At 73.0% G+C, this 26,036-nt stretch carries 23 protein-coding genes, 1 pseudogene and 2 riboswitches; of the genes and pseudogenes, 13 read left to right on the forward strand and 11 right to left on the reverse strand.

The annotated features are described in order from the left end of the window. Positions 1–146: 146 nt before the first annotated feature. Positions 147–325: riboswitch (cyclic di-AMP (ydaO/yuaA leader) on the forward strand. 9 nt (positions 326–334) lie between these two features. After that, entirely contained in the window at positions 335–1,000 is a 666-nt protein-coding gene (locus tag HNR61_RS50350) for a M15 family metallopeptidase (protein ID WP_312898403.1), read from the forward strand. A gap of 383 nt (positions 1,001–1,383) precedes the next feature. Further along, positions 1,384–1,529, forward strand: a riboswitch (cyclic di-AMP (ydaO/yuaA leader). After that, positions 1,530–2,558, forward strand: coding sequence for a CHAP domain-containing protein (locus HNR61_RS44700; protein WP_182849230.1), 1,029 nt, complete (start codon positions 1,530–1,532; stop codon positions 2,556–2,558). A gap of 137 nt (positions 2,559–2,695) precedes the next feature. On the opposite strand, the gene HNR61_RS44705 is transcribed toward HNR61_RS44700, so the two are convergent. The 3 genes from HNR61_RS44705 to HNR61_RS44715 form a co-directional block, all read right to left on the reverse strand. Further along, a complete protein-coding gene (locus HNR61_RS44705; RefSeq protein WP_182849231.1) occupies positions 2,696–3,400 on the reverse strand; it encodes a GAF and ANTAR domain-containing protein in 705 nt (234 codons plus the stop codon). Between the two features lie 306 nt (positions 3,401–3,706). Continuing rightward, entirely contained in the window at positions 3,707–4,114 is a 408-nt protein-coding gene (locus HNR61_RS44710; RefSeq protein WP_182849232.1) for an STAS domain-containing protein, read from the reverse strand. Positions 4,115–4,538: 424 nt separating this feature from the next. Further along, the gene (locus HNR61_RS44715) at positions 4,539–4,913 is read right to left on the reverse strand and encodes a BlaI/MecI/CopY family transcriptional regulator (RefSeq protein ID WP_182849233.1); all 375 of its coding nucleotides are present in this window, start codon (positions 4,911–4,913) and stop codon (positions 4,539–4,541) included. A gap of 306 nt (positions 4,914–5,219) precedes the next feature. Between HNR61_RS44715 and HNR61_RS44720 the strand changes: the two genes are divergently transcribed. Further along, positions 5,220–6,500 carry an amidohydrolase family protein gene (locus HNR61_RS44720; protein WP_182849234.1) on the forward strand — a complete coding sequence of 427 codons (1,281 nt, stop codon included), beginning with the start codon at positions 5,220–5,222 and terminating at the stop codon, positions 6,498–6,500. 428 nt (positions 6,501–6,928) lie between these two features. Here the strand turns inward: HNR61_RS44720 and pdxR are convergent, their stop codons facing one another. Then, complete coding sequence (gene pdxR / locus HNR61_RS44725) at positions 6,929–8,323, reverse strand: MocR-like pyridoxine biosynthesis transcription factor PdxR (RefSeq protein ID WP_182849235.1); 1,395 nt, start codon at positions 8,321–8,323, stop codon at positions 6,929–6,931. 47 nt (positions 8,324–8,370) lie between these two features. Between pdxR and HNR61_RS44730 the strand changes: the two genes are divergently transcribed. The 8 genes from HNR61_RS44730 (at position 8,371) to HNR61_RS50360 (ending at position 17,467) form a co-directional block, all read left to right on the forward strand. Then, on the forward strand, positions 8,371–9,546 hold the full coding sequence (locus tag HNR61_RS44730) for an MFS transporter (RefSeq protein ID WP_182849236.1): 1,176 nt from the start codon (positions 8,371–8,373) through the stop codon (positions 9,544–9,546). A 95-nt stretch (positions 9,547–9,641) separates the two neighbouring features. Then, entirely contained in the window at positions 9,642–10,265 is a 624-nt protein-coding gene (locus tag HNR61_RS50355) for a TetR/AcrR family transcriptional regulator (protein ID WP_182849237.1), read from the forward strand. 705 nt (positions 10,266–10,970) lie between these two features. Further along, positions 10,971–12,320, forward strand: a complete 1,350-nt coding sequence (locus tag HNR61_RS44740) for a Vgb family protein (RefSeq protein ID WP_220510555.1) — start codon at positions 10,971–10,973, stop codon at positions 12,318–12,320. 92 nt (positions 12,321–12,412) lie between these two features. Beyond that, on the forward strand, positions 12,413–14,500 hold the full coding sequence (locus tag HNR61_RS44745) for an ATP-binding protein (RefSeq protein WP_182849238.1): 2,088 nt from the start codon (positions 12,413–12,415) through the stop codon (positions 14,498–14,500). After that, positions 14,497–15,735, forward strand: coding sequence for an MFS transporter (locus HNR61_RS44750; RefSeq protein WP_344456577.1), 1,239 nt, complete (start codon positions 14,497–14,499; stop codon positions 15,733–15,735). The genes HNR61_RS44745 and HNR61_RS44750 overlap by 4 nt, the downstream gene beginning before the upstream one ends. A 105-nt stretch (positions 15,736–15,840) precedes the next feature. Further along, positions 15,841–16,215, forward strand: a complete 375-nt coding sequence (locus HNR61_RS44755) for a group I truncated hemoglobin (protein WP_182849240.1) — start codon at positions 15,841–15,843, stop codon at positions 16,213–16,215. Positions 16,216–16,604: 389 nt separating this feature from the next. Then, positions 16,605–16,790, forward strand: a complete 186-nt coding sequence (locus HNR61_RS44760; protein WP_067819719.1) for a YegP family protein — start codon at positions 16,605–16,607, stop codon at positions 16,788–16,790. A gap of 23 nt (positions 16,791–16,813) precedes the next feature. Further along, on the forward strand, positions 16,814–17,467 hold the full coding sequence (locus tag HNR61_RS50360; protein ID WP_312898404.1) for a phosphatase PAP2 family protein: 654 nt from the start codon (positions 16,814–16,816) through the stop codon (positions 17,465–17,467). 100 nt (positions 17,468–17,567) lie between these two features. Here the strand turns inward: HNR61_RS50360 and HNR61_RS44770 are convergent, their stop codons facing one another. The 3 genes from HNR61_RS44770 to sigJ (HNR61_RS44780) all read right to left on the reverse strand — a co-directional run bounded on the left by HNR61_RS44770 (position 17,568) and on the right by sigJ (HNR61_RS44780) (position 20,608). Beyond that, positions 17,568–18,722, reverse strand: coding sequence for an NAD(P)/FAD-dependent oxidoreductase (locus HNR61_RS44770; protein WP_182849241.1), 1,155 nt, complete (start codon positions 18,720–18,722; stop codon positions 17,568–17,570). Between the two features lie 66 nt (positions 18,723–18,788). Next, positions 18,789–19,694 carry an RNA polymerase sigma factor SigJ gene (sigJ, locus tag HNR61_RS44775; protein ID WP_312898405.1) on the reverse strand — a complete coding sequence of 302 codons (906 nt, stop codon included), beginning with the start codon at positions 19,692–19,694 and terminating at the stop codon, positions 18,789–18,791. Next, positions 19,652–20,608, reverse strand: a complete 957-nt coding sequence (sigJ, locus tag HNR61_RS44780) for an RNA polymerase sigma factor SigJ (RefSeq protein ID WP_182849242.1) — start codon at positions 20,606–20,608, stop codon at positions 19,652–19,654. The genes sigJ (HNR61_RS44775) and sigJ (HNR61_RS44780) overlap by 43 nt, the downstream gene beginning before the upstream one ends. A 319-nt stretch (positions 20,609–20,927) precedes the next feature. On the opposite strand from sigJ (HNR61_RS44780), the gene HNR61_RS44785 reads away from it, so the two are divergent. After that, complete coding sequence (locus HNR61_RS44785; RefSeq protein ID WP_312898406.1) at positions 20,928–22,508, forward strand: RecQ family ATP-dependent DNA helicase; 1,581 nt, start codon at positions 20,928–20,930, stop codon at positions 22,506–22,508. 81 nt (positions 22,509–22,589) lie between these two features. On the opposite strand, the gene HNR61_RS44790 is transcribed toward HNR61_RS44785, so the two are convergent. Beyond that, on the reverse strand, positions 22,590–23,393 hold the full coding sequence (locus tag HNR61_RS44790; RefSeq protein ID WP_182849244.1) for a polysaccharide deacetylase family protein: 804 nt from the start codon (positions 23,391–23,393) through the stop codon (positions 22,590–22,592). A gap of 305 nt (positions 23,394–23,698) precedes the next feature. Between HNR61_RS44790 and HNR61_RS47135 the strand changes: the two genes are divergently transcribed. After that, positions 23,699–23,839, forward strand: coding sequence for a hypothetical protein (locus HNR61_RS47135; protein WP_220510556.1), 141 nt, complete (start codon positions 23,699–23,701; stop codon positions 23,837–23,839). A gap of 167 nt (positions 23,840–24,006) precedes the next feature. On the opposite strand, the gene HNR61_RS44800 is transcribed toward HNR61_RS47135, so the two are convergent. The 3 genes and pseudogenes from HNR61_RS44800 to HNR61_RS44805 form a co-directional block, all read right to left on the reverse strand. Continuing rightward, positions 24,007–24,432, reverse strand: a complete 426-nt coding sequence (locus HNR61_RS44800; RefSeq protein WP_182849246.1) for a hypothetical protein — start codon at positions 24,430–24,432, stop codon at positions 24,007–24,009. Between the two features lie 857 nt (positions 24,433–25,289). Then, positions 25,290–25,597: pseudogene (locus HNR61_RS50640) on the reverse strand (IS5/IS1182 family transposase); the annotation flags it as partial. Positions 25,598–25,734: 137 nt separating this feature from the next. Continuing rightward, positions 25,735–25,902, reverse strand: a complete 168-nt coding sequence (locus HNR61_RS44805) for a hypothetical protein (RefSeq protein WP_182849247.1) — start codon at positions 25,900–25,902, stop codon at positions 25,735–25,737. Positions 25,903–26,036 lie beyond the last annotated feature (134 nt).

The following is a 26,036-nucleotide window of genomic DNA, read 5'->3' on the forward strand; positions in this document are numbered from 1 at the left end:
TCCGTCGCGACTTGGCAGGTCATTTGCCTTTCTTTGACGCTTTGGTACTCTCCGGACCACGTCGACACCCCTCGGGGGTCGGCGCCCATCCGAATGCGTCCGCATGCTCCCGGAACCGGTCACGGCAGTGGCCTGCTTCCCGGTGAGTTCGGACGACGCCGAGTCCGCGCACGGCGCGGAGCCGGGGAACCAGTGCGAGGGCGTCCCGTTGGCCGCCACTCGCAGGGGTGAATCGGCGCTCAGTTCTGTTCTCCCCAGAGCGCCGTAGGGCGACTTCCACGTCCGAATCCGTCAGCTAACCCGGTAGGCGACATGGAAGACAGGAGAAGACGCCGTGACAGTGCGGCATCCGAGAAAGGGCAGGCTCGCAGGGGCGATCACCAGCACCATCCTTGCGGGCGTCCTCGCGGGAACCCTGGGTGCGACCTCGGGGTTCAGCGACGACGAGGACTCCACGACGACCACGGCCGGGCCGCTGGTGCTGGCCGCCGGGCAAGCCGGGTCCCCGGCGGGTTCCACCGGCGCGGCCCGATCCGCCGACGAAACCAAGGCACCGCCCAGGTGCAACGCGGCGCGGGGGAAACGGGCCAGCAAATATCCGAACGGCCAGATCCCGGCCCGCCACCTGTGTCCGCTACCGCAGCGCGGCCTGCTTCTACGGGCGGACGCGGCCCTCGCCTTCTACGAACTCAATGCGGTCTACAAGCGCCGCTTCGGCACTGACGCCTGCCTGGACGACGCCTACCGCAGCCTCGCCGAGCAACGGCGGCTCTCCAGCAGCATGCCCTCGGGCATGGCCGCTCGGCCCGGCTTCAGCGAGCACGGCCTCGGCATCGCCGTGGACTTCTGCGGCGGTGTCCGGAACGAGGGATCGCCCCAGTTCGCGTGGCTGCGCGCCAACGCGGGCACGTATGGCTGGTTCCGTCCCGACCGGGCTTACAGCAACCCGTACGAGCCCTGGCACTGGGAGTTCGACCCGGGCCGAGGAAAGCGCCGGTAGATCCGGGAAGGGACGGCGAAGACCGGATCGGATCCATAGGGCACGGGCGTGAGGAGCCCCGGCTGCCACGGTCGAAGGGAAAACACCTGTCCGAAGTCATCGCCACGGAATCAGGGAGCGACAAGAACTACTACTCCTCTTAGTAGAGAGTCCGGCAACGGTGAGGGCCAGCCAACGGCGCCTCATCGTCACCGCCGCCTGCACCGAAGACTTGATCTACCCGGTGACCTGGGTAGACAGCCATCAGTCGTCCACCAGCCCTCGAACGACATCTCCCAAGGTAGATCATTTATGTCGTTTCATGAATAGAACTTGGTCATTGCCCGAATCATCTACTACATTGCCTCGTAATCGGTCCGTGACCAGCTCCCCGCTCGGGGGGCGCGGATCGTCCGCCGAGTCCCGATGGCGCGTCGCGCCTCCATGGGAGCCGGGGACCCACGTTCCTGGGGTGAATCCGCTCCGCGCGGTAGGGCTGCTCCTGGCCCGAACCCGTCAGCTAACCCGGTAGGCGGTCCAAGGAGAGCTGATGGATCCCGTAGGCGAAAAGCTGCTTGAAATAGCCAAGAAAGAGCTCGGGTACCGCGAGAAAGCCGGCGGCTACACCAAGTACGGCGAGTGGTACGGCAAGACGTTCGAGGGCGGCGACGACTACTACACGACCGCTCCGTGGTGCGACATGTTCCTCGCCTGGGCCGCCAACCAGGCGAAGGTGGAGGACTGGGCGGGCGAGTTCGCCGCCACGATCAGCCACGCCAGGTGGTTCCAGCGGAACGACGCCTGGGGCACCGAGCCCGAACCCGGGGCCGTGGTGTTCTTCGCCTGGTCAGGGTCCAAGGACACCGGCGCGATCCAGCACGTCGGGCTGGTGGAGAGCGTCAAGGGTTCCACCCTGCACACGATCGAGGCGAACACCGACGGCGTCCACCTCAGGCGCAAGGTGCGGGACTTCGACAGCGTGGTCGGTTACGGCTACCCCGGCAAGGTGAAGGTCGAGGGCAAGTCGTTCCCGTGGCTGACGGCCGCGCGCACCGAGAAGAGCCATACCCCCAAGCACGCGGCTCCGGCTCCCCGCACCCTGCCCGAAGCCGACCGGTCCGGTGACATGGTCACCGTCGGCCGGACCGGTCACAACGACGGCGGGATCCCCCTCCTCCAGCAGGAGACGCTGCTCGGGGGTCTGCTCGCGGTCGTGCTCTGCGGGACCGTCGTGCTCGCCGTGGGCAAAGCCGCCGCGGCCCGGGTGCCGACCAGTGCGCCGATACGCGTCCGCAAGCGAGGCAGGCACCACCGGGTGCCGGTCACGCTGCCCGCGGGCATCAGGCCCGCCGACCTGGACGCGGCCGACGCCGGAACGCTCGTCATGCCCGCCGTGTCGGCGGCGGTGGCGGCGGAGGTCGAGGACCGTGAGTTCTGGAGCCGGGTCACTCCCCTGCAGCAGGACGAGGACCTGGCGTTCTGGGATTCGCTGCACGCCGACCTCGCGTCCCTCCGATCGGGTGGCCTGCCGCTCGTCCCCGCTGACGACCTCGGCCGGGATGACGTGGGGCACGGATAGCGGCGGAACGAGAGCCACCTCGAAGAGCATGGGCGGGTCGGCGCCGGCGGGGATCCGTCTCGCGGTCGCCCACCTCCTCGTGGCGCGCACGCGTGAGCCGTGCGCGTGGACGGCCGCGCGACGCCCGGGAGAGGTGGTCAGGGGCGGCGGGGCAGTTCGCCGGTGGTGGTGAGGTGTTCGGCGAGTTCGCGGAGTTTGACGTTGCTGTCCTGGGAAGTGCGCGCCAGCAGCGCGAACGCCTGGCGGCTCGTGAGCTTGTGGCGTTCCATCAGGATGCCCACCGCCTCGCCGATCACCTGGCGGGAGACGACCGCCGCCCGCAGGGTCTGGTCGGCGCGCGCGGCCGCCAGCGCGACCGAGGCGTGACAGGCCAGCAGCTCGGCGGTGCGCGCCGACCCGGCGGTCAGCCCGCCGGGCCGGCGCGCGTACAGGTTCAGCGCTCCCAGGTTCGGCAGGCCGGGCACCTGACGCGGGTCGTTGCGGGGGGCGTGGCCGTCGGGGAGCAGCAACACCGCCATCACCGATCCCACGCCCAGCGCGCGGGCGCGCGGGACGAACCGCGGCCAGTGGTCCCCGGCGCGGGCCAGGTCGGGGACCTGCAGGGCAGGTGTGCCGTCGCGGGCGGCCTCGAAGCACGGCCCTTCCCGCAGGTCGGCCTGGAGACGCTCGATGTCGCGGGCCAGCGGGCCGGAGACCGCCAGCGGCCGGGCGCGGCCGCGGTGCACCGCGGTGATGCTGGCGTCGGTGCAGCCGTCCACCAGCTCGGTCGAGGCCGCCACGATCCGGTCCAGGGTCGCCTGAACCGAGGAGCGCCCCTGCAGATCACGGGCCAGGCGAGCCATCGCCGTCGCCAGATCGGGCGCCGGTTCACGCGTCGGCGTAACGGCCGGGTCGGGCGGTGGGTACCGGCGGGAGGGCCTGTCCTGGTCCACGGGGATCACTCGCCTTGCGTGATCTCGCATGCGGCGCGCGCGCCGTCTTTTCGGTCACTCTCCTTGGTTCCCAGTCAAACAGCCGCGTCCCCTTTGAGCCAGGTGTTGGGAGAGGAGGTCAGGACGGTGTCGCCGGGTCCCCGGGAACCCGCTCGCGTCAGGGGGCTTCCGTAGTCGGCGACACACCCGCTGACCGGACCAGGAACGGGCCGCGCCTCACCGGACCTCCCGTTCCCCGTCCTCTCGCAGGACGCTGCCTCCCGTGCCGCTCATGTCCGACGACGCGCCGCCGCCCTCGGTGGAGGCGTCGGTGGGAATGACCGGCAAAGTGGAACGCACAGGGATGAAGCGGTCCAAGCCGGTGGTGGTCAGCAGCAGGGTCACGCGCTTGCTCGGGTTCACCAGCATCAGCTGGCCGCCGCCCGCGTGCAGGCGCTTCCACCACCGGATCACGACGTTCAGGCCCGAGGAGTCCATGAAGGCCAGCCGCGACAGCTCCAGCGCCACCTGCGTGCCGGTCGCCGCGGCGCGGACCAGCTCCTGCTCCAGGGTCTGCACGGTGGCCAGATCCAGGTCCCCGGCCACCTGGAGCACCGTCCAGTCACCGTGTCGCGCGGCACGCACCTGGAACCCCGACCGGTGTCCCCACTGGTGTCCCGGTTCGCGCACTGCCATTGTTCCGCCCCCGTTCTCCCGCTGGCGACTGGGACATTACCCGCCTTCCACCCGCCATTGTGGCTAAGACGCCTCCAAAGCGCCTTTGGTTCACGTCCATGTCTGCACTGGATGCTCTGCCCTCATGCGGGCAAAACATCCGGCCGTCCTCCCATATCCGCTGGTGGCGTACGGGGAAACGGAGCAGTACGGGGGGCGGCGAGGCGGCCTCCGCAGGGGGCGGGCGGGGAGGCGCGGCAGCCGGCGGTGCCGTTCAACGAAGCCGGGCTGTCAGCGTCGCCCGGTCGTGTCGCCGGCCGCGATGTCGTCGGACCTCAAGCGCGCGGGGCCGCGAGTACCGACAGCACGCGGATCGAGCGCCGAGGCGTCGCGGTCACTCGTCGGTGTCCTGCGGCACGATCCTCAGGGCGGCGCGGAGCGCCCGGGCCTCGGACGGTGAGAGGTCGGAGAGGAAGTGCACCAGGGCGGCGGCCTGGTTCTCGCTGGTGGCCAGCGCCTCGCGCATGAGCTTGGCGGTGTAGCCCTCCCTGCTGGCCACCGGCTCGTACTCGAAGGCCCGCCCCACCTTCTCGCGGCGCAGCCATCCCTTCTTGTGAAGGTTGTCCATCACCGTCATGACGGTGGTGTAGGCGATCGTCCGGTCCTTCTCGAGATCCTCCAGGACGGCGCGCACGTTGACCGGACGGCCGTAGGTCCACATGCGCTCCATGACGGCGGCCTCGAGCTCACCGAACCGGGACAGCGCCATGCCTCACCTGGCCTCTCCGACCGAACAGCACGCCTACTACCGGCCATAGTAAACAGCGGCCAAGCCGGCGCGGCCCTGCACCGTCACATCTCTCGGCACTCTGGGTGCGGACCGAAAGCGGCTCTCGCCAGCCTCTCTTACTATGCATGGTAGTAACGTCGCTGGTTGAGCTCGTTGAGGCGGCGTCCTGACAGGTCGCGGCGCCCGTCCTCGTCCGAGGGCGGGTCCCGACGGCAGACTTGGGTCACGCCGACAGCGACGAAAGTCGATTACGTCGTGTTCTCCTTCTCCATACCGTCAGGGCGCATGAGCCATCGAGCATCGCGTCGTCGCGTCCTGTCCCTGGTCCCCGGCCTGGCCGTCGCCGCCGTCGCCGTTCCCTCGGCCGCGGCGGCCGGGACGGGCGGGAGCTTCGTCATCCGGGACGTCCGGATCTTCGACGGCCGCCAGGTGACGGGGCGCGGCTCGGTGCTCGTCGCCGGCGGGCGGATCGTCGCCGTCGGCGACCTGTCCCCGTCGTCTCGCCACCGGGTCCACGACGGCGAGGGACGGACGCTGCTGCCCGGGCTGATCGACTGTCACGTCCACTCGTTCGAGGGCAGCCGGGCGGACGCGCTGCGGTTCGGGGTCACCACCGAGCTCGACATGTTCTCCGATCCGTCGGTGCTGGCCGACGCCCGGCGGCGGCGCCGTTCGGTGGCCAGGACCGACCAGGCGGACCTGTGGTCGGCGGGCGTCGGCGTCACCGTGCCGGGCGGCCACCCCCTCCGGCCGGGCTGGGAGTTCCCGCGCGTGACCGCCGACACCGACATCGAACGGTTCGTCGCCGACCGGGTCGCCGAGGGCTCCGACTACGTGAAGGTGATCCTGGAGAACGGGGGCCCGCCGCCCAGGCCGGCCCTGCCCACCCTGACGACCGACCAGTTCCGGAGGGTGATCGCCGCCGCGCACCGGCACCGTCGTCGCGCGGTGGTGCACGCCGAGAAGCTCTCCCTCGCGCTGACCGCCGTCCGGGCCGCCGCCGACGGCCTCGTGCACGTCTTCTGGGACACCGAGGGAGGCCCCGACGACATCGCGGAGATCCGCCGTGGCGGAGCCTTCGTCGTGCCGACCCTTTCGGTCGTCGACCGGGGCATCGGCGCCAGGGATCTGCTGGCCGACGCCCGGGTCACGCCCTGGCTCAGCGGAGCGCAGCGGTACCTGCTCGAACAGCGGCCCGAGGACCGGCCGGGCCGGCCCGACTTCCTGAAGGTCGGCTCGGCGAACGTCCGTCGGCTGCACGCGGCGGGGGTGCCGATCCTGGCCGGCACCGACGCGCCGATCCGCGCGAACGCCAACGGCGTCAGCATGCTGGCCGAACTCGCCCATCTGGTCCGCGCCGGTCTCAGTCCTCGCGCGGCCCTCGCCGCGGCGACCTCGGCACCGGCCCGCGAGTTCGGCCTGACCGACCGCGGCCGCATCGCCCCCGGCCTGCGCGCCGACCTTCTCCTGGTGGACGGCGACCCCACCACCGACATCACCGACCTGCGCGCCATCACCGCCATCTGGAAGAACGGCCACCCGGTCGATCGCACGCCACCGGAGTGACGTCCGGGCGGCACGCCTGCACCGACCCCGGCGGACTCCCCCGGCGTGGCCGCCCCCTGGGTGGTGGCCGCAGCGGTCCTCATCGGCTGCGGCCACCGCCTGGAACCGGCGCGCGCGGTCCGCTGGGCGACGGCGAACGCCTCCCGCTCCGGCGGCCACCTCACCGCCATGACCACCATGGCCGGTTGGCGCGCCCCGCCGACCCGCGCCACCTCCCGGACGGAGCCCGGCTCACCCCCTACACCCGCGCGCCGCGACACGTCGTCATCTCCTACGGCCTTCCAGTGCCTGACCCGGCACCCGGTCCAGCAGGCGGTCGTGTTCCCGGCCCTCCCGGTAGAGGCCGTCCGGGTGCGTCGCGAGTCGCTGGTCCACCGCGTTCCTCCCTCCGTTGATCCTGTCGGCCACGGCGGACCGGGCTCCGCCGGTCAACCGGGCAGGACGGCGCGCAGCACCGTCGCGAGGGCGTCGAGCGCCGCCGGGTAGGCGTGCTCCGGCGGCCGCGCGTAGCCGATGATCAGCCCCTGCGGGTTGTTCTCCCCGACGGTGTGCCAGCGGTCGCCGAGGTGCCCCAGCGCCAGGCCGTGCCGCGCGGCCGCGGCGAGGACGTCCCGTTCGGCCGGGCCGTCCGGGTGGAGCGGCACGAGGGCCTGCAGTCCCGCGGCGATGCCCTGCGCGGACAGGCCGGACGGCGCCAGGGCCGCGACCAGCCGGTCCCGGCGCCGCCGGTAGCGCAGCCGGGACGCGCGGATGTGCCGGTCGTAGGCGTGACCGGCGATGAAGTCGGCGAGGGTGAGCTGGCCGAGCCCCTCGGTGTGGTGGTCGCTCAGCCGCTTGGCCTCGACGACCGGTTCGAGCAGGCGCGGCGGCAGCACCATCCACGCCAGCCGCAGGACCGGGCCGAGGGTCTTGGAGGCGGTGCCGAGGTAGGCGACGTGGTCGGGCGCGGTGCCCTGGACGGCGCCGACGGGCTGGCGGTCGTAGCGGAACTCGCCGTCGTAGTCGTTCTCGATGATCAGGCCGCCGGTGTCGCGGGCCCAGGTGACGAGGGCCCGGCGGCGGCAGGGGTGCAGGGTGCGCCCGGTCGGGTACTGGTGGGCCGGGGTCACCTCGACGGCGGTCACGCTCCCGGTGAGCAGGTCGGTGCGCGCGCCGCGGTCGTCCACGGGCAGCGGGGCGACGTGCGCGCCGGCGTGCCGGACGATGTCGCGGTGGAGCCCGACGCCCGGGTCCTCCATCGCGACCACGCCACCGGTCACGCGGGCGAGCAGCCCCAGGGCCTGGGAGTACCCGTTGGTGATCACGATCTGGCCGGGCCGGGCGAGCACGCCGCGGGTCCGCCCGAGGTACTCGGCGAGCGCGGCGCGCAGCTCGGGCCGTCCGCGCGGATCGCCGTAGCCGAACGCGTCGGCGGGCGCGGCGGTGAGCGCGCGGCGGGCCGACAGCAGCCACGCCGCCCTCGGGAACGCGGACACGTCGGGGCTGCCCGGGCGCAGGTCGTGGCGCGGGCGGTCCGGCGGCGCCGGAGGTTCGGCGCCGTCGCCGTGCGGGCGCGGGAGGCGGGCCACCGTCGTGCCCGCGCCCTGGCGGGCGGTGAGGTAGCCCTCCGCGATGAGCTGGTCGTAGGCGGCGCGGACCGTTCCACGCGACAGCCCCAGCTCGTCGGCGAGCCGGCGGGTGGCGGGCAGCCGGGCGCCCGGCGCGAGCCGCCCGTCCTGAACGGCGTCGCGCAGCGCCTTCTCCAGGCCCGCCCGGCGTCCGGGAACCGTCGGGTCGATCTCCAGGTGCAGGTCGAGTCCGGAATTGGGCCACTGATCCGCCATACTGTTGGATCTTAGCCCTGACCCAATCGGCGCCTAGCGTCGCTCCGGTGACAACGCTTCCCCAGAGCCGCCGGACGATCTGGCTCCTCGCGGCCGTGTACGGCCTGACGATCGCCAACCTCTACTACTGCCAGCCGCTGCTCCCGCAGATCTCCCGGTCCTACGGGGCGGACGCCGCGGTGGGGGCCCTGACCACCGCGGGACAGCTCGGGTACGCGCTGGCGCTCGTGCTGGTCGTGCCGCTGGGCGACATCGTGCGGCGCCGTCCCCTGGTGGTCCTGCTGCTGTGCGCGGACGCGGCGGCGCTCGGCCTGACCGCCGCCGCCCCGCCGGTCGAGGTGCTGCTCGTCGCGGGCGCGGTGATCGGGCTGACCAGCGCGGGCGTGGTGAACGTCCTCGTCGCGTACGCCGCCGGGCTCGCCGGTGAGGGCACGCGCGGCCGGGTCGTCGGGACGGTGCTGAGCGGCGGGCTGGCGGGGATCCTGCTCTCCCGGACCGTCGCGGGCCTGGCCGCGGAGGCGGTGGGATGGCAGGCGCTGTTCGGGGCGGCGGCGGTGGTCACGCTGGCGCTGGCGGGCGTCCTGGCGCGCGCCATGCTCCCGGCCCCGCCCGAGACCGCGATGGGGTACGGCGGGCAGCTGCGGGCGACGGTGCGGCTGGCGGCGCGGGAGCCGGTGCTACGGCGGCGTTCGGTCATCGGCGCCTGCGCGTTCGCGGGGTTCACCGTCTTCTGGGCGACCGTGGCGTTCCTGCTGGCGGCGGCCCCCTACCGCTACGGCGAGGCGCGGATCGGGCTGTTCGCGCTGGTCGGCGCGGCGGGCGCGCTCGCGGCGCGACCGGTCGGGCGGGCCGCCGACCGGGGGCGGCGACGTCCCCTGACGTGGGGGCTGCTCGCGCTGGGCACCGCCGCGTTCGCGATGGCCGGGGCGGGCGGCGGCGGGCGCCTGGGCTGGCTGATCGTGGGGATGCTGGCGCTGGACGTCGCCGTCCACGGCACGCACCTGGTGAACCTGAGCGTGGTGTACGGCCTGGTGAACGGTGCCCGGTCCCGGGTCGCGTCGGCGTACATGACGGTCTACACCCTCGGGGGCGTCGCCGGTTCCGCGGGCGGGACGGCCGCCTACCGGTTCGGCGGGTGGACGGCCGCGTGCGCCCTCGGCGCGGCCTTCATGCTCGCCGGACTGGCCGTGGCGGCGGGCGGCGCCCGGTCGGGAAGGCGGTGAAGGCGCCGTCGCCAGGTGGTCGCCACGGCTTGCGCGGCGCAACGTCGCAGGCCATGCGCGGGCTCGCGCGAACAGGGTGAAGTACGGTCTGGCAGGTGACGAACCAGAGGAAGCCGCGGGGTCCGTACCGCAAGAGCGCGGAGCGGCGGGAGCAGATCCTCCAGGCCGCCTACGAGGCCATCGACGAGTACGGGGAACGGGCCTCCCTCCAGGACATCGCCGATCGGGTCGGGGTGACGCAGCCGGCGCTGACGTACTACTTCCCCACCCGCGACGACCTGCTGCTCGCGGTCCTGGAGCGGCGGGACGTGCTGGGCAGGGAGCTGGCCGGCGGCGCCCGGCGCGACCGGACCATGATCGACAGCATGGTCGCCGGCACCCGTCACACCACCGGCCACCCCGGGCTGACCAAGCTGTGCGTCACGCTCTCCGCGGCGGCCACCGATCCGCAGAGCCCCGCGCACGGCTACTTCAACGAGCGCTACCGGCGCCTCACGGCCGAGGTCGCGCGGGACCTGGAGGAAAGGCAGCGGACCGGCGAGCTCCGGGCCGACGAACCCGCCGACCACCTGGCCAGGGTGCTGCTGGCAGTGCTGGACGGCCTGCAGATCCAGTGGATGCACGACTCCACGGTGGACATGGCCGCGATCGTCGAGACGTTCGCGCGGATCCTGGCTCCCCTGGCCGGCGCCGGGAACGCGGAGGAACCGGCCGGCTGACCGCGCGCTTCCCCGGGGTCCCCATCCGTCGGCCCTGGCCGGGCCCGGCCATGACGCCGCCGCGCCAGGGCGGCGCCGGCGGTCCCGTTCGGCCTCCTCCGCGCGAGGTCAGGCGCGCCGCGCCCCGGTACGGCGGACGAGGTGACCGAGCGGCGGTCGCGGGGGACGGCATGATCACTCTGGTCGCGAAAATTTTTGAACTTTAGATTTTCGCTGCCGTGACGGCGTGGCCGGACGGCTCCGGGATCCTGTCCGGGCGGCTGCCGGTGTACGGCCGAGGAGGCGTCCCCCTGCTGCGCGCCTGGGCGCAGGGCCCCAGGGCCCTGCACGGCTTCTACACCCACGGCTTCCCCAACCTCTTCCAGCTCGGTCCGCTACAGAACGCCGCCTCGGTGAACTTCACCCATGTCCTGGACGAACAGGCCCGGCACGTCGCCGAGGTCGTCGCCGAGGCCCGCGGACGCCGGGCCCGGTACGTCGAACCGACCTCCGAGGCGCAGGACCGATGGCTGGCCTCTCTCCGGGAGAACGCCCTCGACCTGCACGCGTTCCAGGCCGAGTGCACGTCCGGCTACTACAACAACGAGGGCATGGCGCGACCGCGGAACGAGACCTACGCCGACGGGCCGGTCGCCTTCTCCAACCTGCTGAGGCGCTGGCGCGCCGGCGGCGGCATGGACGCGGTGCTGGTGGGGCGGAGGAGGCATGACGGCGCCGCGTCCCAACCGCTTCGACGCGACCGGCGCCCGGACCGTCACCAGCACCCGGTGGCGGGCCGGGCGGCTCAACCCGCCGAACCGGCTGTGGGGTTCCAACGGCGTCGCCTTCGGCCCGGACGGGCGCCTGTACGTCGCCCAGTTCCTCGCCGGGCAGATCAGCGCCGTCGACACCGCCACCGGAGGGGTGGAGGTGGTCGTGCCGGCCGGCGGCCCGGTGCGGTCGCCCGACGACCTCGCCTTCGGCGCGGACGGATCGATGTACATCGCCGACCTGGTGCCGGGCAGGGTGTGGCGGCGCGGCCCCGAGGGCGGGTACACGCTGGTCTCGGACGAGGTGAAGGTGCCCAACGGCATCACCTGCGTCGGCGACCGGCTCTTCGTCAACGAGCTGCACCCCGACGGGCGCACCCGCGACGTCGTCCCCCGCGGCCTCGACGGTCCCTACGGCGTGACGGTCGGCCTCGGCGGCACGGTGTACGTCGGCGACCACTACCGGTTGGCGGACCCGACGCCCTCCGGCGAGGACGACGTCGCCTCCCTCACCCTGCTGCCGCCCTTCGTGCACGGGGTGGCCGCCGCGGACGGTCTCGTGCATCTCACCTCGCAGTACGGCGAGGTCCACACCCACGACCCCGGCCGCGGGACCACCCGCAGGCGGGCGGCCGCGCTCGACCGTCCGGTCGGCATCACCGTGGGGCCGGACGGCGCGCTCGTCGTCGCCGAGGCGGGCGCCGGCCGGGTCGTGGCCATCGGCGACGACGACGTCCTCACCGTGCTCGCCGAGGGACTCGACCATCCCGTGGACGTGGCGTTCGACGCTCTGGGGCGCTGCCATGTGAGCGACGACCGGCGCGGGGCGGTGCTCCGGATCGAGGAGGACGGGACGGCGAAGGTCGTCGCGGACGGGCTCGGCGCGCCGCAGGGACCGGCCGTCCGCGGCGACGAGCTGTTCACGGTGGAGGTCGGGCACCGGCGGCTGCTGAGCGTCTCGCTGACCACGGGCGAGACCAGGGTGGACGCCGAGGACCTGCCGGTCGGGTCTCCCCCGGCACCGCTCCCGGCACTGAGCCCGCGCTGTTCACCCACGGCATGCCCGGCCTGCCGCGCCCGTTCGCCGGCCTCGCCGTCGCCCCCGACGGCTCCCTGCTCCTGTCGGCCAACGGTGAGGGCAGCGTGTGGCGGTTGGAGGCGTGACCGGCGGCGCGGACGGGTTCCCGAACAGGCCGCCGCCCGACGGAAGCAGGACGGTCCCCGCCCCCGCGCCTTTACCGAACGTTGCCGAAATACCCCGCAACGTGACCGGTGCTTGCCTAGGCTGGTGCGGTCTAGGCATTAACCGATCACGGAGATCCCATGGCGGAACCCCCCGTGCGCCGATCCGGCAACCTCCCTACGGAACTGACCAGTTTCGTAGGCCGACGCGCGGAGGTGCGCGCTGTCCGGGACCTGCTGAGGTCGTCCCGGCTGGTGACGTTGACCGGTGTCGGCGGGGTGGGCAAGACCCGGTTGGCCACGCAGGCGGCGTCCGGCCTGCACGAACGGTTCCCCGACGGCGTCTGGCAGGTCCCCTTGTCGGGGTTGCAGGACCCGGTCCTGCTCGCGCACACCGTCGCTTCCACGCTGGAGGTGAACGAGCAGACCGCGCGGCCTCCCGTCGAGCTGCTCGCCGGACATCTGGCGGGAAAACGCCTGTTGCTGATCCTCGACACCTGCGAGCACCTGCTCGCCGGCTGCGAGGAACTGGCGGGCGAGCTGCTCATCCAATGCCGTCACCTGAGCATCCTCGCCACCAGCAGGATTCCCCTGGGAGCGCAGGGCGAACGCGTCTACGCCGTCATGCCGCTGCCGTTGCCGGGTGACCGCGGCGCGAAGGCACCGGTCCCCGCCCACGAGCCGGTGACCGGCGTGGACGCGGTCGCGCTCTTCGCCGACCGGGCGGCCGAGGCGGTGCCGGGGTTCGTCCTGGACCCCGGCGACCTGGAAACCGTGACGCGCCTGTGCACCCTGCTGGACGGCCTGCCGCTGGCGATCGAGCTGGCCGCGGCACGGCTGCGGCACCTGACGTCCAAGGAGATCGAGGCCGCGCTGGACGACCGGTTCGGGCTGCTGACCGCCGACTACACGCCGCTCCCCCGGCACCAGACGATGCGGTCGGCGATCGGCTGGAGCCACGAGCTGTGCGAACCCGTCGAACGGCTCCTGTGGGCGCGGCTGTCGGTGCTGGTCGGCGACTACTCCCTGGACCTGGCCAAGGAGGTCTGCGGCGCCGCGCCGCTGTCGCCCGCGCGGGTCGCCGAGCTCCTGCCGAGGCTGGTGGAACAGTCCGTCATGCAGCGCGAGGGCGCCGGGTTCCGGATGCTGGACACCATCCGCGAGTACGGGCTGGAGCGGCTGCGCGACCTGGGAGAGGAGAACGTCGTCCGGCGGCGCCACCGGGACGCGTGCCTGCGGCTGGCCAGGCGCGCCGAGGCGGAGTGGTCCGGTCCGGATCAGCTCGGGTGGACCGGGCGGGTCATCGCCGAGTTCCCCAACCTCCGGGTGGCGCTGGACCACTGCCTGGAGATGGGGTCGGCCAAGGCGCTGGAGCTGTCGGCCGCGCTGTGGCCGCTGTGGAGCGCCTGCGGTTACCACCGGGAGGGGCGCTACTACCTGCGGCGCGCCCTGGAGCAGGGCATCGGGCCCGGCCCGGAGCTCGCCAAGGCCCTGTGGGTGTCCACGTGGGTGGACGTCGAGCACTACGAGGCGGAGGTGGCCTCCGCCCGGCTCGACCTGGCGCGCCGCGCGGCACAGGCGTCGGGGGACGCGACCGCCCTGGCCTACGTCGGTCACATGGCCGGGCTCACCGCGTTCGTCAGGGGCGACGACGCCACCGCCGTGGACCTGCTCGCGGACACGCTCGCCGCGCACCGGCCGGCGCTGGAGGCGGCCGGGCCGGGCCCGCTGCTGACCATGGCGCAGCTGGGGGTCTCGCTGGCGAGGCTCGGCCGCGCCGACGCGGTGCGGACGCTCCGGGACTGCGTGCGGCAGTGCCGTCGGCGCGGTGAGCTGTGGGCCCGCTCGATCGCCCACTACGGCCTGGCCCTCGACGCGTGGCGGCGCGGCGACCTCGCCGGCGCCGACGCCCACAACCGGGAGTCGCTGCGGATCAAACGGCGCTTCGGGGACGTCGCGGGCGCGGCGCTGGGCATCGAGCTGCGGGCCTGGTGCGCGGCCGCCTCCGGCCGGGGCGAGGTCGCGGCGCGTCTGCTCGGCGGCGTCGACCGGCTGTGCCTGACGACGGGGATGCGGATCGACCAGGTGCCGTTCTGGGTCGCCGGGCACCGCGAGTGCGAACGGGCCGCCCGCGAGCTCCTCGGCGACGACGGGTTCGACGAGGCCTTCCAGCAGGGCCGCGGCCTGGAGCTGGACGACGCCTACGGTTACGCGCTCGGTGAGGGCCCCGGAGCGCGTGCGCACCGTCCGGGGCCGTCGGCGCACGGAGCCGACCCGGCCGCGGGGTCTCGGGAGACACGCTGAGCAGCAGTCGGGGCCCGCGGCCGGAAGAGCCCGCACGGCCGGTCCGGAGCGGCTGGATCGCCGCGTTCACCCTCGCCAACCTGGGCCTGTGGATGGGCCACTACGCCCCGCTGGCGGTGCTGCTCCCGGTCCGGTTCCAGGAGATCGCGCCGGACGCCAAGGAGACCGCGTTCGCGCTGGTCAGCGGGTCGGGTGCGGTCGTCGCGATGGTCGTCGGCCCGGTGGCCGGGGCGCTGTCGGACCGCACGGCCGGACGGCTCGGCCGCCACCCCTGGACGCTGGGCGGCGCGGCGCTGGCGGCCGCGGCGCTGGTGTTCCTCGCCGGGCAGCGGACCGCGGCCGGAACGCTCGTGGGGTGGTGCGCCGCCCAGGCCGGGCTCAACACCATGCAGGCGAGCCTCACCGCGGAGCAGGCCGACCAGGTCCCGGTCCGCCAGCGCGCGACCGTCGCGGGGTGGATGGGCATCACCGCCGGGAGCGCGCTGCTGCCGGTCTTCGCCGTGACGCGGGTCGTCTCCGGGACCGGCCCCGCGTTCCTGCTCACCGGCGCGGTGGTGCTGCTGTCCGCCGCCGTCTTCGCGCTGCTGACGTTCCGCCCGTCCGCGGCTCCGCGAAGACCCCCGCCGCCGGAGCCGGGCCGTCCCGGCCGGCTCCACCGCGCCGACTTCCTGTGGGCCTGGACCAGCCGCGCCCTCTTTTTCACCGGATGGTCGCTGGCCACGGTCTACGTGCTCTACTACCTCGTCGACGAGGTCCGCTACGAGCGGCGCTTCCCCGGCAAGACCGGAGCGGACGGGGTACTGGAGGTCTCCGTGGTCTTCACCGCGGTCCTCGTCGTCTCGACGCTCCTCAGCGGCGTCGTCTCCGACCGCACGGGACGCCGCAGGGGGATGGCCGTCGGCGGCAGCGCCGTGGTGACCGCGGGGATCATGGTGTGGGCCCTGTGGCCGAGCTGGCCCGCCGTGCTCGTCGGCACCGCGCTGCTGGCCGTCGGGCACGGCGCGTTCCTGTCGGTGGACCAGGCCCTGGTGACCCAGGTGCTGCCGGCCGCCGCCCACCGCGCCCGCGACCTGGGGGTCGTCAACATCTCCTACACCGGGCCGCAGACCCTGGCCCCCCTCGTCGCCGGTCCGGTCGTCACCTCGCTGGGCGGATACGAGACCCTGTTCGTCGTCGCCGCGGTCCTGACGCTGCTCGCGGGACTGACCGTCCGGAACGTGCGCGGCGTCGGCTGACCCGCGTCCGCGCCGACCGGTTCGCGCGTACCGTAATCGAACGATCACCCAGCGGCATTATCCTACGAGGGTCCTTCCGGCGGCGATCCCCCCTGAGAGGCCCCGATGAGCCTCTACGAGCAGATCGGCGGCGCCGAGACCATCGCCGCCCTCGTGCCCCGTCTCTACGCGCGCGTCCTGACCGACCACAGGCTGGTCTCCCACTTCCGGGGCAGGGACATGGGCTGGCTCGCCTACCATCAGGCCCAGTTCCTCACCGCGCTGCTGGGCGGCCCGCACACCTACGAGGCGCGCGGCCTCAGGGAGACGCATCTGCTGATCCACATCACCGACCCGGAGTTCGACGCGTTCATCGAGCACCTGGAGGCGGCCGCGGGCTCCCTGGGGATCGATCCCCGCATCCTCACGGTGCTCTGCGAACACCTCCAGGAACGACGCGAAGCCGTGGTCGCCCTCCCCGCCCGCCGCCCGGCGGACTAGGCGGTGTTTCAAAGCCCTGGCCCACGGCGCTCGCCTGGCGGCTCGCACCTCACCAGGGCTTGGCGAGCGCGACATCGCTTCGCGATCTGACCCGCGGGCCCTCGCCTCCGGCGTCGGGCCCGCAGGTCAGGTAACGCGCTCGCGTGCGCGGCTGAGGCCCACTTTGAAACAGGCCCTAGGCGGTCTTCCGAAAGCCCCGGCCCCCGGCGCCCACTCGGCGACCGCAGCCGGTATCGGCGCTTCGACGGGTGACTCCGGTGGGGTCACCGACCGGAGCGGGTCGGTGGGAAGTGGGAGGTGTGAACGGGACATGCGGGGGCACACAGTGCCGGTGACGTCACGATGTGTCCGTGATGTCGAGTACGTCCCGTGATGAAGGGAGAGGGTCGGTGGCTGGCAAGTTCGTGCTCAAGAAGGGCGGAACCGGCAAGTTCCACTTCAATCTGGTCGCCTCGAACGGCCAGGTGATCGCGACCAGCGAGAGCTACGAGAGCAAGGCCGCGGCGTTGAACGGGATCGAGTCGGTGCGCAAGAACGCCACCGACGCGAAGCTGGAGGACCAGACCGCCTCCTGAACGGCGACCGCGGAGAACACGGGGTGGCCGCGCCCGATCGCGCGGGCGCCGTCGAGGTGTCGAGGGGGGAGATGCTGGACAGGCGACCGCGGGCGGACGATCAGCACGGGGCCCGGGCCTGGCAGGCGATGATCGGCGCCTGCCAGGCGGCCCGTGGCCGGGTGCGGCGTCTGGACGGCCGGATGCTGGAATGGGTGGTGGCCCACCCCGATCCGATGCTGGACCGGTGGATGCCGAGGTTGTCGCGCGCCACCGACCATCTGGTGGCGTGGTGGGCGGTGGCCGCCGTGATGGCCGCCGCCGGCGGCCGGCAGAGCCGCGAGGCGGCGCGTTGGGGCCTGGTGGCGATGCTGCTGACCAGACCGGTGTGCAACGCGGCCGTCAAGAACCTCATCGGCCGCTCCCGCCCGCCGGAGCGGATCCGGCGGCGACGTCCGGGCCGGGTGCCCGAGTCGGGCTCCTTCCCCTCGGGGCATACCGCCGCGGCGACGGCGTTCGTCACCGCCGCGGCACTGGCCGCCCCGCGGGTGGGACCTCCGTTGGGAGTCCTGGCCGTTGGGGTCGCGTACGCGCGGGTGTACACCGCGGCCCACTACCCCAGCGACGTGGCCGCCGGAGCTCTGCTCGGCGTCACCGTGGCCTTGACCCTCCACCTCCCACTGCGTGCCGACGAATGACCGGACGACCACTCCGCATGCTCGCAGCGCTGGTGGTGGCCGTCGGTTGGCCGCGCGGGGTAGTGCGGCGGCCCGTTCGGTGGGCCGCCGCGTTCCGGGGTCACGCGACGGGAGCGGTCGTCTCCTCGTCGCGGGGGAAGAAGGGGAGGTCGAGGTAGACGTGGTCGGCGGCGGCGAGGATCTCCGCGGCGTCGTCGACCGGCGGATGGATCGCCTGGTTGATCCGCTGCTTGATGGCCGCGCCGTCGGCGCCCGAGGCCATCACCCTGCGGCCCCAGCCCCGGGTGAAGATCGCACCGGCGCCGCCCAGGTCCAGGCAGGTGACGTACGGGCCGGGGGTGAAGTCGCGCAGCGGCCTCCCGAGCAGGTCGGCCGCCGCGTTGTACCCGGCGACCTTGCCGAGGGGGACGGCGTGCTGGCAGGCCTGCATGACCGTGTGGTCGGCGTCGAACGCCGCCGCGGCCGTGTCCCCGGCGGCGAACACCTCGGGAAGGGCGCGCAGCCGCCGGTCGACCGGCACCCGGCCGAGATGGTCGAGTTCGGCGGAGATCTGCCGGGTCAGTTCGCTGGCCCTCATGCCCACCGACCAGACCACCGCGTCCGCCTCGACCCTGGTGCCGTCGGACAGGACGGCGTACCCGTCGCCGACCTCGGTCACCGTCGTTCCGAGGCGGCGCGCGACGCCCAGCTCGTCCAGCGCCGCCTCGATCTCCGCGCGCGGGCCCGGTCCGAGCGGTTCCGCCACCGTGTCCGCCCGGTCCACCAGCAGCACCCGGCCCCGGGCGGCCAGGGCGGTCGCGGCCTCCAGCCCGACGAACCCGGCGCCCACGACCACGGTGGTGCAGTCCTCGCGGTCGCGCAGATGGTCGGTGAGCCGCCGCGCCCCGTCCAGGGTGTCGATGTCGAAGAGCCGTTCGGCGCCGGGCAGGTCCCGGGGCCGGACGAGCGCGCTGCCCGCCGCCAGCACCAGGCGGTCGTAGCCGACCTCCCGGCCGTCGGCCACCACCACGCGGCGGCCGGTGTCGATCGTGCTCACCGAGGCCCGCAGGTGCTCCACGCCGATCGGCCCGAGGATCCTGCGCAGCTCCACCGTGGCCCGGTCCGGCTCCGGCTCGTACAGGCGCGGCCGCAGCACCAGGTGCTCGTTCGGCGCGACGAGCGTGACGCGCAGGTCCGCGTCCCCGCGCGCCAGTGCCGCTCCCGCCGCGCTCCACACGCCCGCGAACCCGCCTCCGATGATCACAACGTGCGCCATCGTGTCGTCCTCTCCCGTCCTCGCCCCCGGGGGTCGGGGGTCCGGCAGGGAGACAAGACGGCGGGTTCAGATGTGACCGATGGGGGCGAGTTTCTCGGGATTGACCAGTCTGCGGAACGTCGTGACGCGCCCGTCGGCGATCTCCACGGTGTCGAGCCAGACCAGCTCGCCGCCGTGGTAGGTCGCCAGGGCGGGCCGCCCGTTCACCTCGACGATCCGGAACGCGTCGGGGCGCCTGATCTCGACGAGCCTGATCGCCAGCAGGGCGATCGTCTCCGCGCCCCGGACCGGCCTGCGCGCGGCGACCGCCTTGCCGCCGCCGTCACCGACGTAGACGGCCTCGGGGTGCAGCAGCCCGACGAGCGCGGCCATGTCCCCCGCCTCGGCGGCCGCCTTGAACGCCCTGAGCACGCGTTCGGTCTCGGCCCTGGACGCCCGGGGCCGCTCCCGGACCTCGGCGACCCGCGCCCGCGCGCGGGAGGCGAGCTTGCGGCTGGCGGCGGGCGTGTTGCCGAGCACCTCGGCGATCCGGTCGAACGGGAAGCCGAACACGTCGTGCAGCACCAGCGCGACGCGTTCGGCGGGGGTGAGCGTCTCCATGACCACCAGCATCGCGGTGCTCACCGACTCGTCCAGGAGCACCCGGGCGGCGGCGTCCGGTCCGGTCAGCAGCGGTTCGGGCAGCCAGGGCCCGACATAGGACTCACGCCGGACGCGCGCCGACTTCAGCACGTTGTAGGACGTGCGGGCGGCCAGGGTCACCAGCCAGGCCCGCAGGTCCCGCACCTCGGACAGGTCGGCCGCGGCCGCGCGCAACCAGACCTCCTGCGTCACGTCCTCGGCCTCGGTCACGGTGCCCAGGATCCGGTAGGCCGCCCCGAAGACCGCGGGCCGGTGCGCCTCCCAGTCGACCTCCGCCGCCGTGCCGGTCAGCTCCACCCTCGGCCTCCGCTCCACGGCTCCGCCGTCCACGGCCGGAGCTTGTCGGGGTTGAGCACCGTCCAGATGCGCCTGATCCGGCCGTCCACGACCTCGAACGCCATCACGCTCACGGTGGTGCCGTCCAGCTCGGCCCTCAGACCGGGCTGACCGTTGACCGTGCACTCCCGGATCGTCGCCCGGTCGGCGCGGGCCCGCTCGGTGAAGAAGCGCGCGATCTGCTCGGCGCCCTCGACGGGGCGGGGCATGGCCGTGGCGAGGCCGCCGCCGTCACCGGTGGCGGTGGCGTCGGGATCGAGCAGGCCGAGGAGGGCACCGATGTCCTGGGACTCCCAGGCCTGCTTGAACTCCCGGACGACGCGGGCCTGCTGGGCGGGCGGGGTCGCCGAGGGCTGCGCGGCGCGGATGCGGCGGCGGGCCGAGGAGGCCAGCTGGCGGCAGGCCGCCGGGGTACGACCGACGATCTCGGCCACGTCGGCGAAGGGGTAGCGGAAGACGTCGTGCAGGATGAACGCCACGCGTTCGGCCGGGGTCATCGCCTCGAGCACCACCAGGAAGGCCATGTTGACCGACTCGTCGAGCGTGACGCGGTCGGCCGGATCGGCGGCGGCGTGCGGCGGCCCGCCGCCCCAGTCGGCGTGGCCGGGCAGCGGCTCGGGGATCCACTCCCCCACGTAACGCTCGCGCCGGGCCCGCGCCGAGCCGAGCACGTCCAGGCAGATGCGGCTGGCGACCCTGGTCAGCCAGCCGCCCGGCGACCCGATGGCCTCCCGCTGCGGCGGGGACATGGCGTACCAGCGGGCGTAGGTCTCCTGGACGACGTCCTCGGCCTCGGCCAGCGAGCCCAGCATCCGGTAGGCCAGGCCGATCAGCTGGCGCCGCTCGCTGACGATCGCGCTCAGGCCCGGGTCGAGCCGATCGCCTTCCGCCTCGGACGGGCTGGTCATGGTCTCGCGGCTCCTTCGGTCGTGTCTGCTCTCCCCCTACGACGGGACAGCCCTCCGGAATGTGAGGCGGTGGACGACCTCATGATCGGCGGGCTGGACACGCCCAGTCTGGCGCACGCCGCCGGCGCCCGGCCTCCGCGGTCCCATGGCCCGCCGGTGTCCGTTCAGCGCCGTCCGGTGCGCGGGGCAGGTTAGTGACGGGGCTGGGCGGGCAGGACGCCCTGGCGTTTCGGTCTCCTGGCGGCGCGGAAGCACGGTCGGGCGACCGGATCAGGTCGATGGCGAGGAGGCGGACGTGCGAGGCGGAAGGATCACGTCCGTGGCCCGCGAGGTCTTCGGGCTCGCCGAGCTGCGGCCCGGGCAGCGGGAGGCGGTGCAGGCCCTGGCCGGCGGGCGGGACGCGCTGGTGGTGATGCCGACCGGCAGCGGGAAGTCGGCGGTCTACCAGATCGCCGGGATGATGCTGGGCGGCCCCACCGTGGTGGTGTCGCCGCTGGTCTCCCTGCAACGCGACCAGGTGCAGGGGCTCGGCGCCGACGGCGTCGAGGCCCACAGCCTGAACGCGGCGACGTCGGCGGCGGACCGGGACCGGGCGTTCGCGGCGCTGGGCGGCGACCGGACCGCGTTCGTTTTCATGGCCCCCGAGCAGCTGGTGCGCCCCGACGTGCGGGAGACGCTCGCCCGGACACCGCCGCGGCTGGTGGTGGTCGACGAGGCGCACTGCGTGTCGGCGTGGGGCCATGACTTCCGGCCCGACTACCTGCGCGTCGGCGCCGTGGTCGGCGCGCTGTCGCCGCGTCCGGTGACGGCGGCGCTGACCGCGACGGCCGCGCCGCCCGTCCGGGACGAGATCGTCGAACGGCTGCGGCTGCGCGACCCGGCGAAACTGGTCCACGGGTTCGACCGCCCCGAGATCCGGCTCGCCGTCCGCTCGTTCCGCGACGCCGACGAGCAGCGCCAGGCCGTCCTGGACACCGCGCACGACCTGGACGGGTCCGGCATCGTGTACGTCGCCACCCGCAAGGACACCGCGTGGTTCAGCCGGCGGCTCCCGTCGGCGCGTCCCTACCACGGCGGGATGCGCAAGAGGGAACGCGACGACGCGCAGCAGGCGTTCATGACCGGCCGGACGCGGATCATCGTGGCCACCACGGCGTTCGGCATGGGCATCGACAAACCCGACGTGCGGTTCGTGCTGCACGCCCAAGTGCCGGACTCGCTCGACTCCTACTACCAGCAGGTGGGGCGGGCCGGACGCGACGGGCGGGACGCCGACGCCCTCTGCTTCTACCACGCCGACGACCTGGGGCTGCCCCGCTTCTTCACCGGCGGGCTGCCGGACGAGGAGACGCTGACCGCCGTCTGCCGCGCGGTCGCGGACGGGGTGACCGGCCGCGGCGGGCTCGCCGAACGCGCCGGGGTGTCCCCTCGCCGCCTGACCGCGTTGCTCAACCTGCTCCAGGAAGCGGGGGCGGTGCGGCTGGGGCGGCGGATCCGTCCCGCGCCGCAGGCGGCCGACATCGAGGAGACGGTCGCCGCCACCGTCCGGCTCGCCCAGCGGCACCGGGACGTGGCGCGCACCCGGATCGAGATGATGCGGCGCTACTGCGAACTCACCGACTGCCGTGGCCGCTTCCTGCTGCGCTATTTCGGCGAGGCGCGCGACCGGCCCTGCGGCCACTGCGACACGTGCGAGAGCGGCCGGGCCGAGCAGCGCCTCGACAACCGCGTCTTCCCCGTCGGCGTCCGCGTCGAGCACCGTAAATGGGGAGGCGGGGTCGTCGTGGCGGGGGAACGCGAGCGCGTCACCATCCTCTTCGACGAGGCGGGCTACAAAGAGCTCCTGGTCGCCGCGGTGGCGGAGCGGGGCCTGCTCACCCGCGAGCGTTCTCCCCGTTGAACCCTCGCCCTCCGGCGCGGATTCCCGCGCCGGAGGGCGCCCGCGCCGCCGCGTCCTTCGACGCGGCGGCGCGGGGCCGGGTCAGCGCTTGTAGTACAGGCCGCCGGGCTTGAGCTTCTTCCCGGCGTACAGCTGCGAGACGGTGACCAGGGTGAAGCCGCGCTTCTTGAGACCCGCGACCACCTTCGGGATCGCGGCGACCGTGGTCGAGTGGATGTCGTGGAACAGCACGATGTCACCCTTGCGCGGGGTGTTGACGCCCACGCGCACGTTCCGGGCGACGTCCCGGTACTTCCAGTCGAGCGTGTCGACGCTCCACATGATCTGCGGCATCCCCACGGCCCTGCCGACGCGGGCGTTGGTCGCGCCGTACGGCGGTCGCATGAGGCGGGGCGTGACGCCGCTGGCCGCCTTGATCGCCTTGTTGGTCCGGCTGATCTGGGAACGCACGGCCGCGTCCGACAGCTGGGTGAGCTGCGGGTGCGACCAGGTGTGGTTGGCCAGTTCGTGGCCCTCGGCCGCCATGCGCTTGACGAGCGCGCGGTTGCCGCCGACGTTCTGCCCCAGGATGAAGAAGGTGGCGGGCACCTTCGCCTTGCGCAGGTCGTCCAGCAGTCGCTTGGTGTGCTTGCCGGGCCCGTCGTCGAAGGTCAGCGCCACGCACTTGACCTTCGCGCAGTCGACCTTCTTCGCCGCGGCCGCCGTCACCTCGGTCGTCTCCGGAGTGCTCTCCGCCGCGCCCGGCGCGGCAACGGTCGGCGCCCCCGTGCGGCTGTCGTCCGGCCCCTTCGTCGCGGCCGAAGCGGGCGCGCCCGCCGCCGTCAACGCCCCGGCCGCCAGCGCCCCCGCCGCCACCAGTGCCGCCGCCGATCTCACACGTTTCATCAGACCCCATTTTTCGTGTTTGTCGGACATGACCTGCATAGGGGATCACTGATGACGCATCTGATCAAGTCGGGCGGGAGGGACGGCGCCTTGACACCGAAAACCCTGCTCGCTAGGGGACGATGAGCGTTCGGCGCCCGCTCGGACCGGCCCGTCAGATCAGCGGGTCCTCACAGCAGAACGGCGCCGGAGTTCGATATCGATGCCCGGGCGCGCGAACATGGCCGATTCGGGTCAGTCGGCTGACCCCGCTGAAAGAGCACAGTGGCCGGGCAACACCACATCACCGAAAGATCGCCGAACTCGTGGACGAATCGAATGTCGGGTTCGTCAAGTTGGGGGATGCCGGTACAGGCGGCGAACTACTCCCCCACCGGACGCGCCTCGCCGGTGTGACCGAGCAGGATTCGACCATCATCAATACGATGGAACTCCGCGTGCGCTGACCGCCATGACAGGCGCAGTACGAACCCAAGGACCAGTTGGGCTGGGGCGGCATGCCCATCACAAACGAGCCGCCCCTACTTCGATGACGGGACCCAGGGCCGGTCCGCGTTGAGACCTGCCCTACGACGCGATCGTCGATCGGCGTCCGCGCCCTTGCCGGACGGGTTCAGGCGATCCCCGTGACGTACGGGCTGCAGGTGCTCGAAAGGATCGAGCCGTCCTCCGCCGCGCACACCTTGAACCTGATCCCGGTGCCTTCCGGCATGTGCAGGATCCACTGCTTCTGGGTGGTGTTGCCGGTGGTGACCGTGCCGTAGTACGGCCCGATGTTCTCCAGGTCGTAGCGGTAGTTGACGACGACGGAGTGCCCGTCGCCCGACAGATCCATGAGGGTGAGGCCCTCGGTGCCGTCACCCATCTCGGAGACGAAGAACCCTCCGCAGGCGCTCTTGGAGTAGCCGTCGGGGGAACTGTAGGTCTTCTCGCAGTAGGCGTGGGCGTCCTGCGCCGCGAAGGCGGTGCCGGCGTTGAAGGCGATGAGGGCCGTGACAGCAGTGGCGGTGACGGCCATGCGGCTCAGGATCTTCTGCACGTTGCGATCATTGATCATGCGGAGCCGGAGCGAACCGGCGGCTCCGCATAGGGCCATCCGAGCGATTTTGTGAGCTTTGGTCCGGTTCAGGTGGCCCGTGGCTCGTGGAACGTCGTCGCCGCGCTGGACCTTGCGGTCCCGGCTGCGGGCACGCTGCTGTTCTTCTCCCTGGATCCCGAGGACGGCCTGCTCAACCCGGAGTATCCGCCGGGAGTGCTCACCGGTGCTCGCGCGACCCAGGTCGGAGCACGGGTGCTGTACATGCCGCCCGCCGCCTCCAGCGGGCGTCCCTCACCATGCAATGCGCCTGAGACGTCCGGACCGGCACGCAGGTCGCCTGCCCAGCTCACCAGACCTCTGCGACCGTACCGCGCCCTAGGACGGTCGCGCGGCCGATCGATCACAGCTCGGGCCCGGTCCGGACGCACTGCCGGTGTCGCCGTTGGCCATCTGTGCCCATCCACCTGGAGCCCACAGCGCGCACCGGGGCAGGTTGGGGTCGTGCCTGGTTCGGCCCGCGCTATCGGGACCCTTCGCTGGGCGGTATGCCCTGGCGACGGGCCCGACGCAGATTCCCGGCCACGGTGGAGCGGCCTATGGCCAGCCGCGCGGCGATCTGGCGGACCGACCGGTGGGAGGTCTCGGTGCCGGGGCGGGCGATGGGCAAGGCGATGTTGCGGCTGCGCAGCCATCTGCGCGAGTCGGTGAAGTCGTAGTCCTTGTCGGCGTGCGGCCTGGCCGGACACCGCTGGCGCGGACCGCTCCGCGAGGGGATGGGCGGGATGCCGCGCCAGCGGTTCCGGCTCGGGCTTGCCGTGGGTGTTGGCGGCCGAGATCTCGACAGAGATCAGCCTTGACGACGCGAACGCTGACCGGGCCGATCGCGCACCGCGACCAGTCCGGTTCGCCAACGGCACCGCGTTCGTCCAGCAGGATCCGGTGCGGCTTGGCCCACACCCACGCGCCGGTCCACTCGGTGAATCGACGGCGCAGCGTCTGCCAGGATGCGCCGAAGGCGGGCGGGAGCCGCCAGGTGCAGCCGGTGGTGGCCACGGTCATCGGCGCGCCGCCGACCGCCGCCCTGCGGCCGCGTCGGCGCGGGCTGGGCCACCCGCTGGAACAACTTCCCCAGCTCGCCACGGTCGGTCCGACCAACCCTCACCAAGCAAGACACGGTCCAAGCCGCCAGAGGCAACGCTGCGTGGCCGAGCCGGCGCCCTCTGGCCTTCCGTGTCTTCTTCGTCGTCGCTGTGCCGGTCGTGTGGGGTGAGGTGTTCGGCGCGTGTGGTGCCGGACCGGATCTCACTGGTTGTCGTCCGGCGGGGTCAGGGCTGCGCGTAGGTGATGCAGGGCGGTGAGGACGGGGACGCAGGCGTGGAGGAACTCGCTGAGCGCCTGGGGCAGGCGGACGGCGGTGGTCAGGATGACGGTGAGGGCGCCGATGAACGCCAGGATCTCGGTGACTGTCATGGGTTCAGGGTGGAAGGCGGTGCCGTCTGGCCGCATCCGGTCGATGACGGTTTGCGGGAAAACGCAGGTGGATGGCGCTGTTCGGCCTACGTTGCCGAACGAACCGAAGGGCAGACCGAACGACGCTGACGAGG

It is taken from the genome of Actinomadura kijaniata (assembly GCF_014138665.1).
GTDB lineage: Bacteria > Actinomycetota > Actinomycetes > Streptosporangiales > Streptosporangiaceae > Spirillospora > Spirillospora kijaniata.

Excerpts from the sequence above, each read along its gene's own strand:
- HNR61_RS44700 (WP_182849230.1), top strand. The coding sequence starts at position 1,530 with ATGGATCCCGTAGGCGAAAAGCTGCTTGAAATAGCCAAGAAAGAGCTC.
- HNR61_RS44705 (WP_182849231.1), bottom strand. The coding sequence starts at position 3,400 with ATGGCTCGCCTGGCCCGTGATCTGCAGGGGCGCTCCTCGGTTCAGGCG.
- HNR61_RS44715 (WP_182849233.1), bottom strand. The coding sequence starts at position 4,913 with ATGGCGCTGTCCCGGTTCGGTGAGCTCGAGGCCGCCGTCATGGAGCGC.
- HNR61_RS44720 (WP_182849234.1), top strand. The coding sequence starts at position 5,220 with ATGAGCCATCGAGCATCGCGTCGTCGCGTCCTGTCCCTGGTCCCCGGC.
- pdxR (WP_182849235.1), bottom strand. The coding sequence starts at position 8,323 with ATGGCGGATCAGTGGCCCAATTCCGGACTCGACCTGCACCTGGAGATC.
- HNR61_RS44740 (WP_220510555.1), top strand. The coding sequence starts at position 10,971 with ATGACGGCGCCGCGTCCCAACCGCTTCGACGCGACCGGCGCCCGGACC.
- HNR61_RS44755 (WP_182849240.1), top strand. The coding sequence starts at position 15,841 with ATGAGCCTCTACGAGCAGATCGGCGGCGCCGAGACCATCGCCGCCCTC.
- HNR61_RS44770 (WP_182849241.1), bottom strand. The coding sequence starts at position 18,722 with ATGGCGCACGTTGTGATCATCGGAGGCGGGTTCGCGGGCGTGTGGAGC.
- sigJ (WP_182849242.1), bottom strand. The coding sequence starts at position 20,608 with ATGACCAGCCCGTCCGAGGCGGAAGGCGATCGGCTCGACCCGGGCCTG.
- HNR61_RS44790 (WP_182849244.1), bottom strand. The coding sequence starts at position 23,393 with ATGAAACGTGTGAGATCGGCGGCGGCACTGGTGGCGGCGGGGGCGCTG.
- HNR61_RS44805 (WP_182849247.1), bottom strand. The coding sequence starts at position 25,902 with ATGACAGTCACCGAGATCCTGGCGTTCATCGGCGCCCTCACCGTCATC.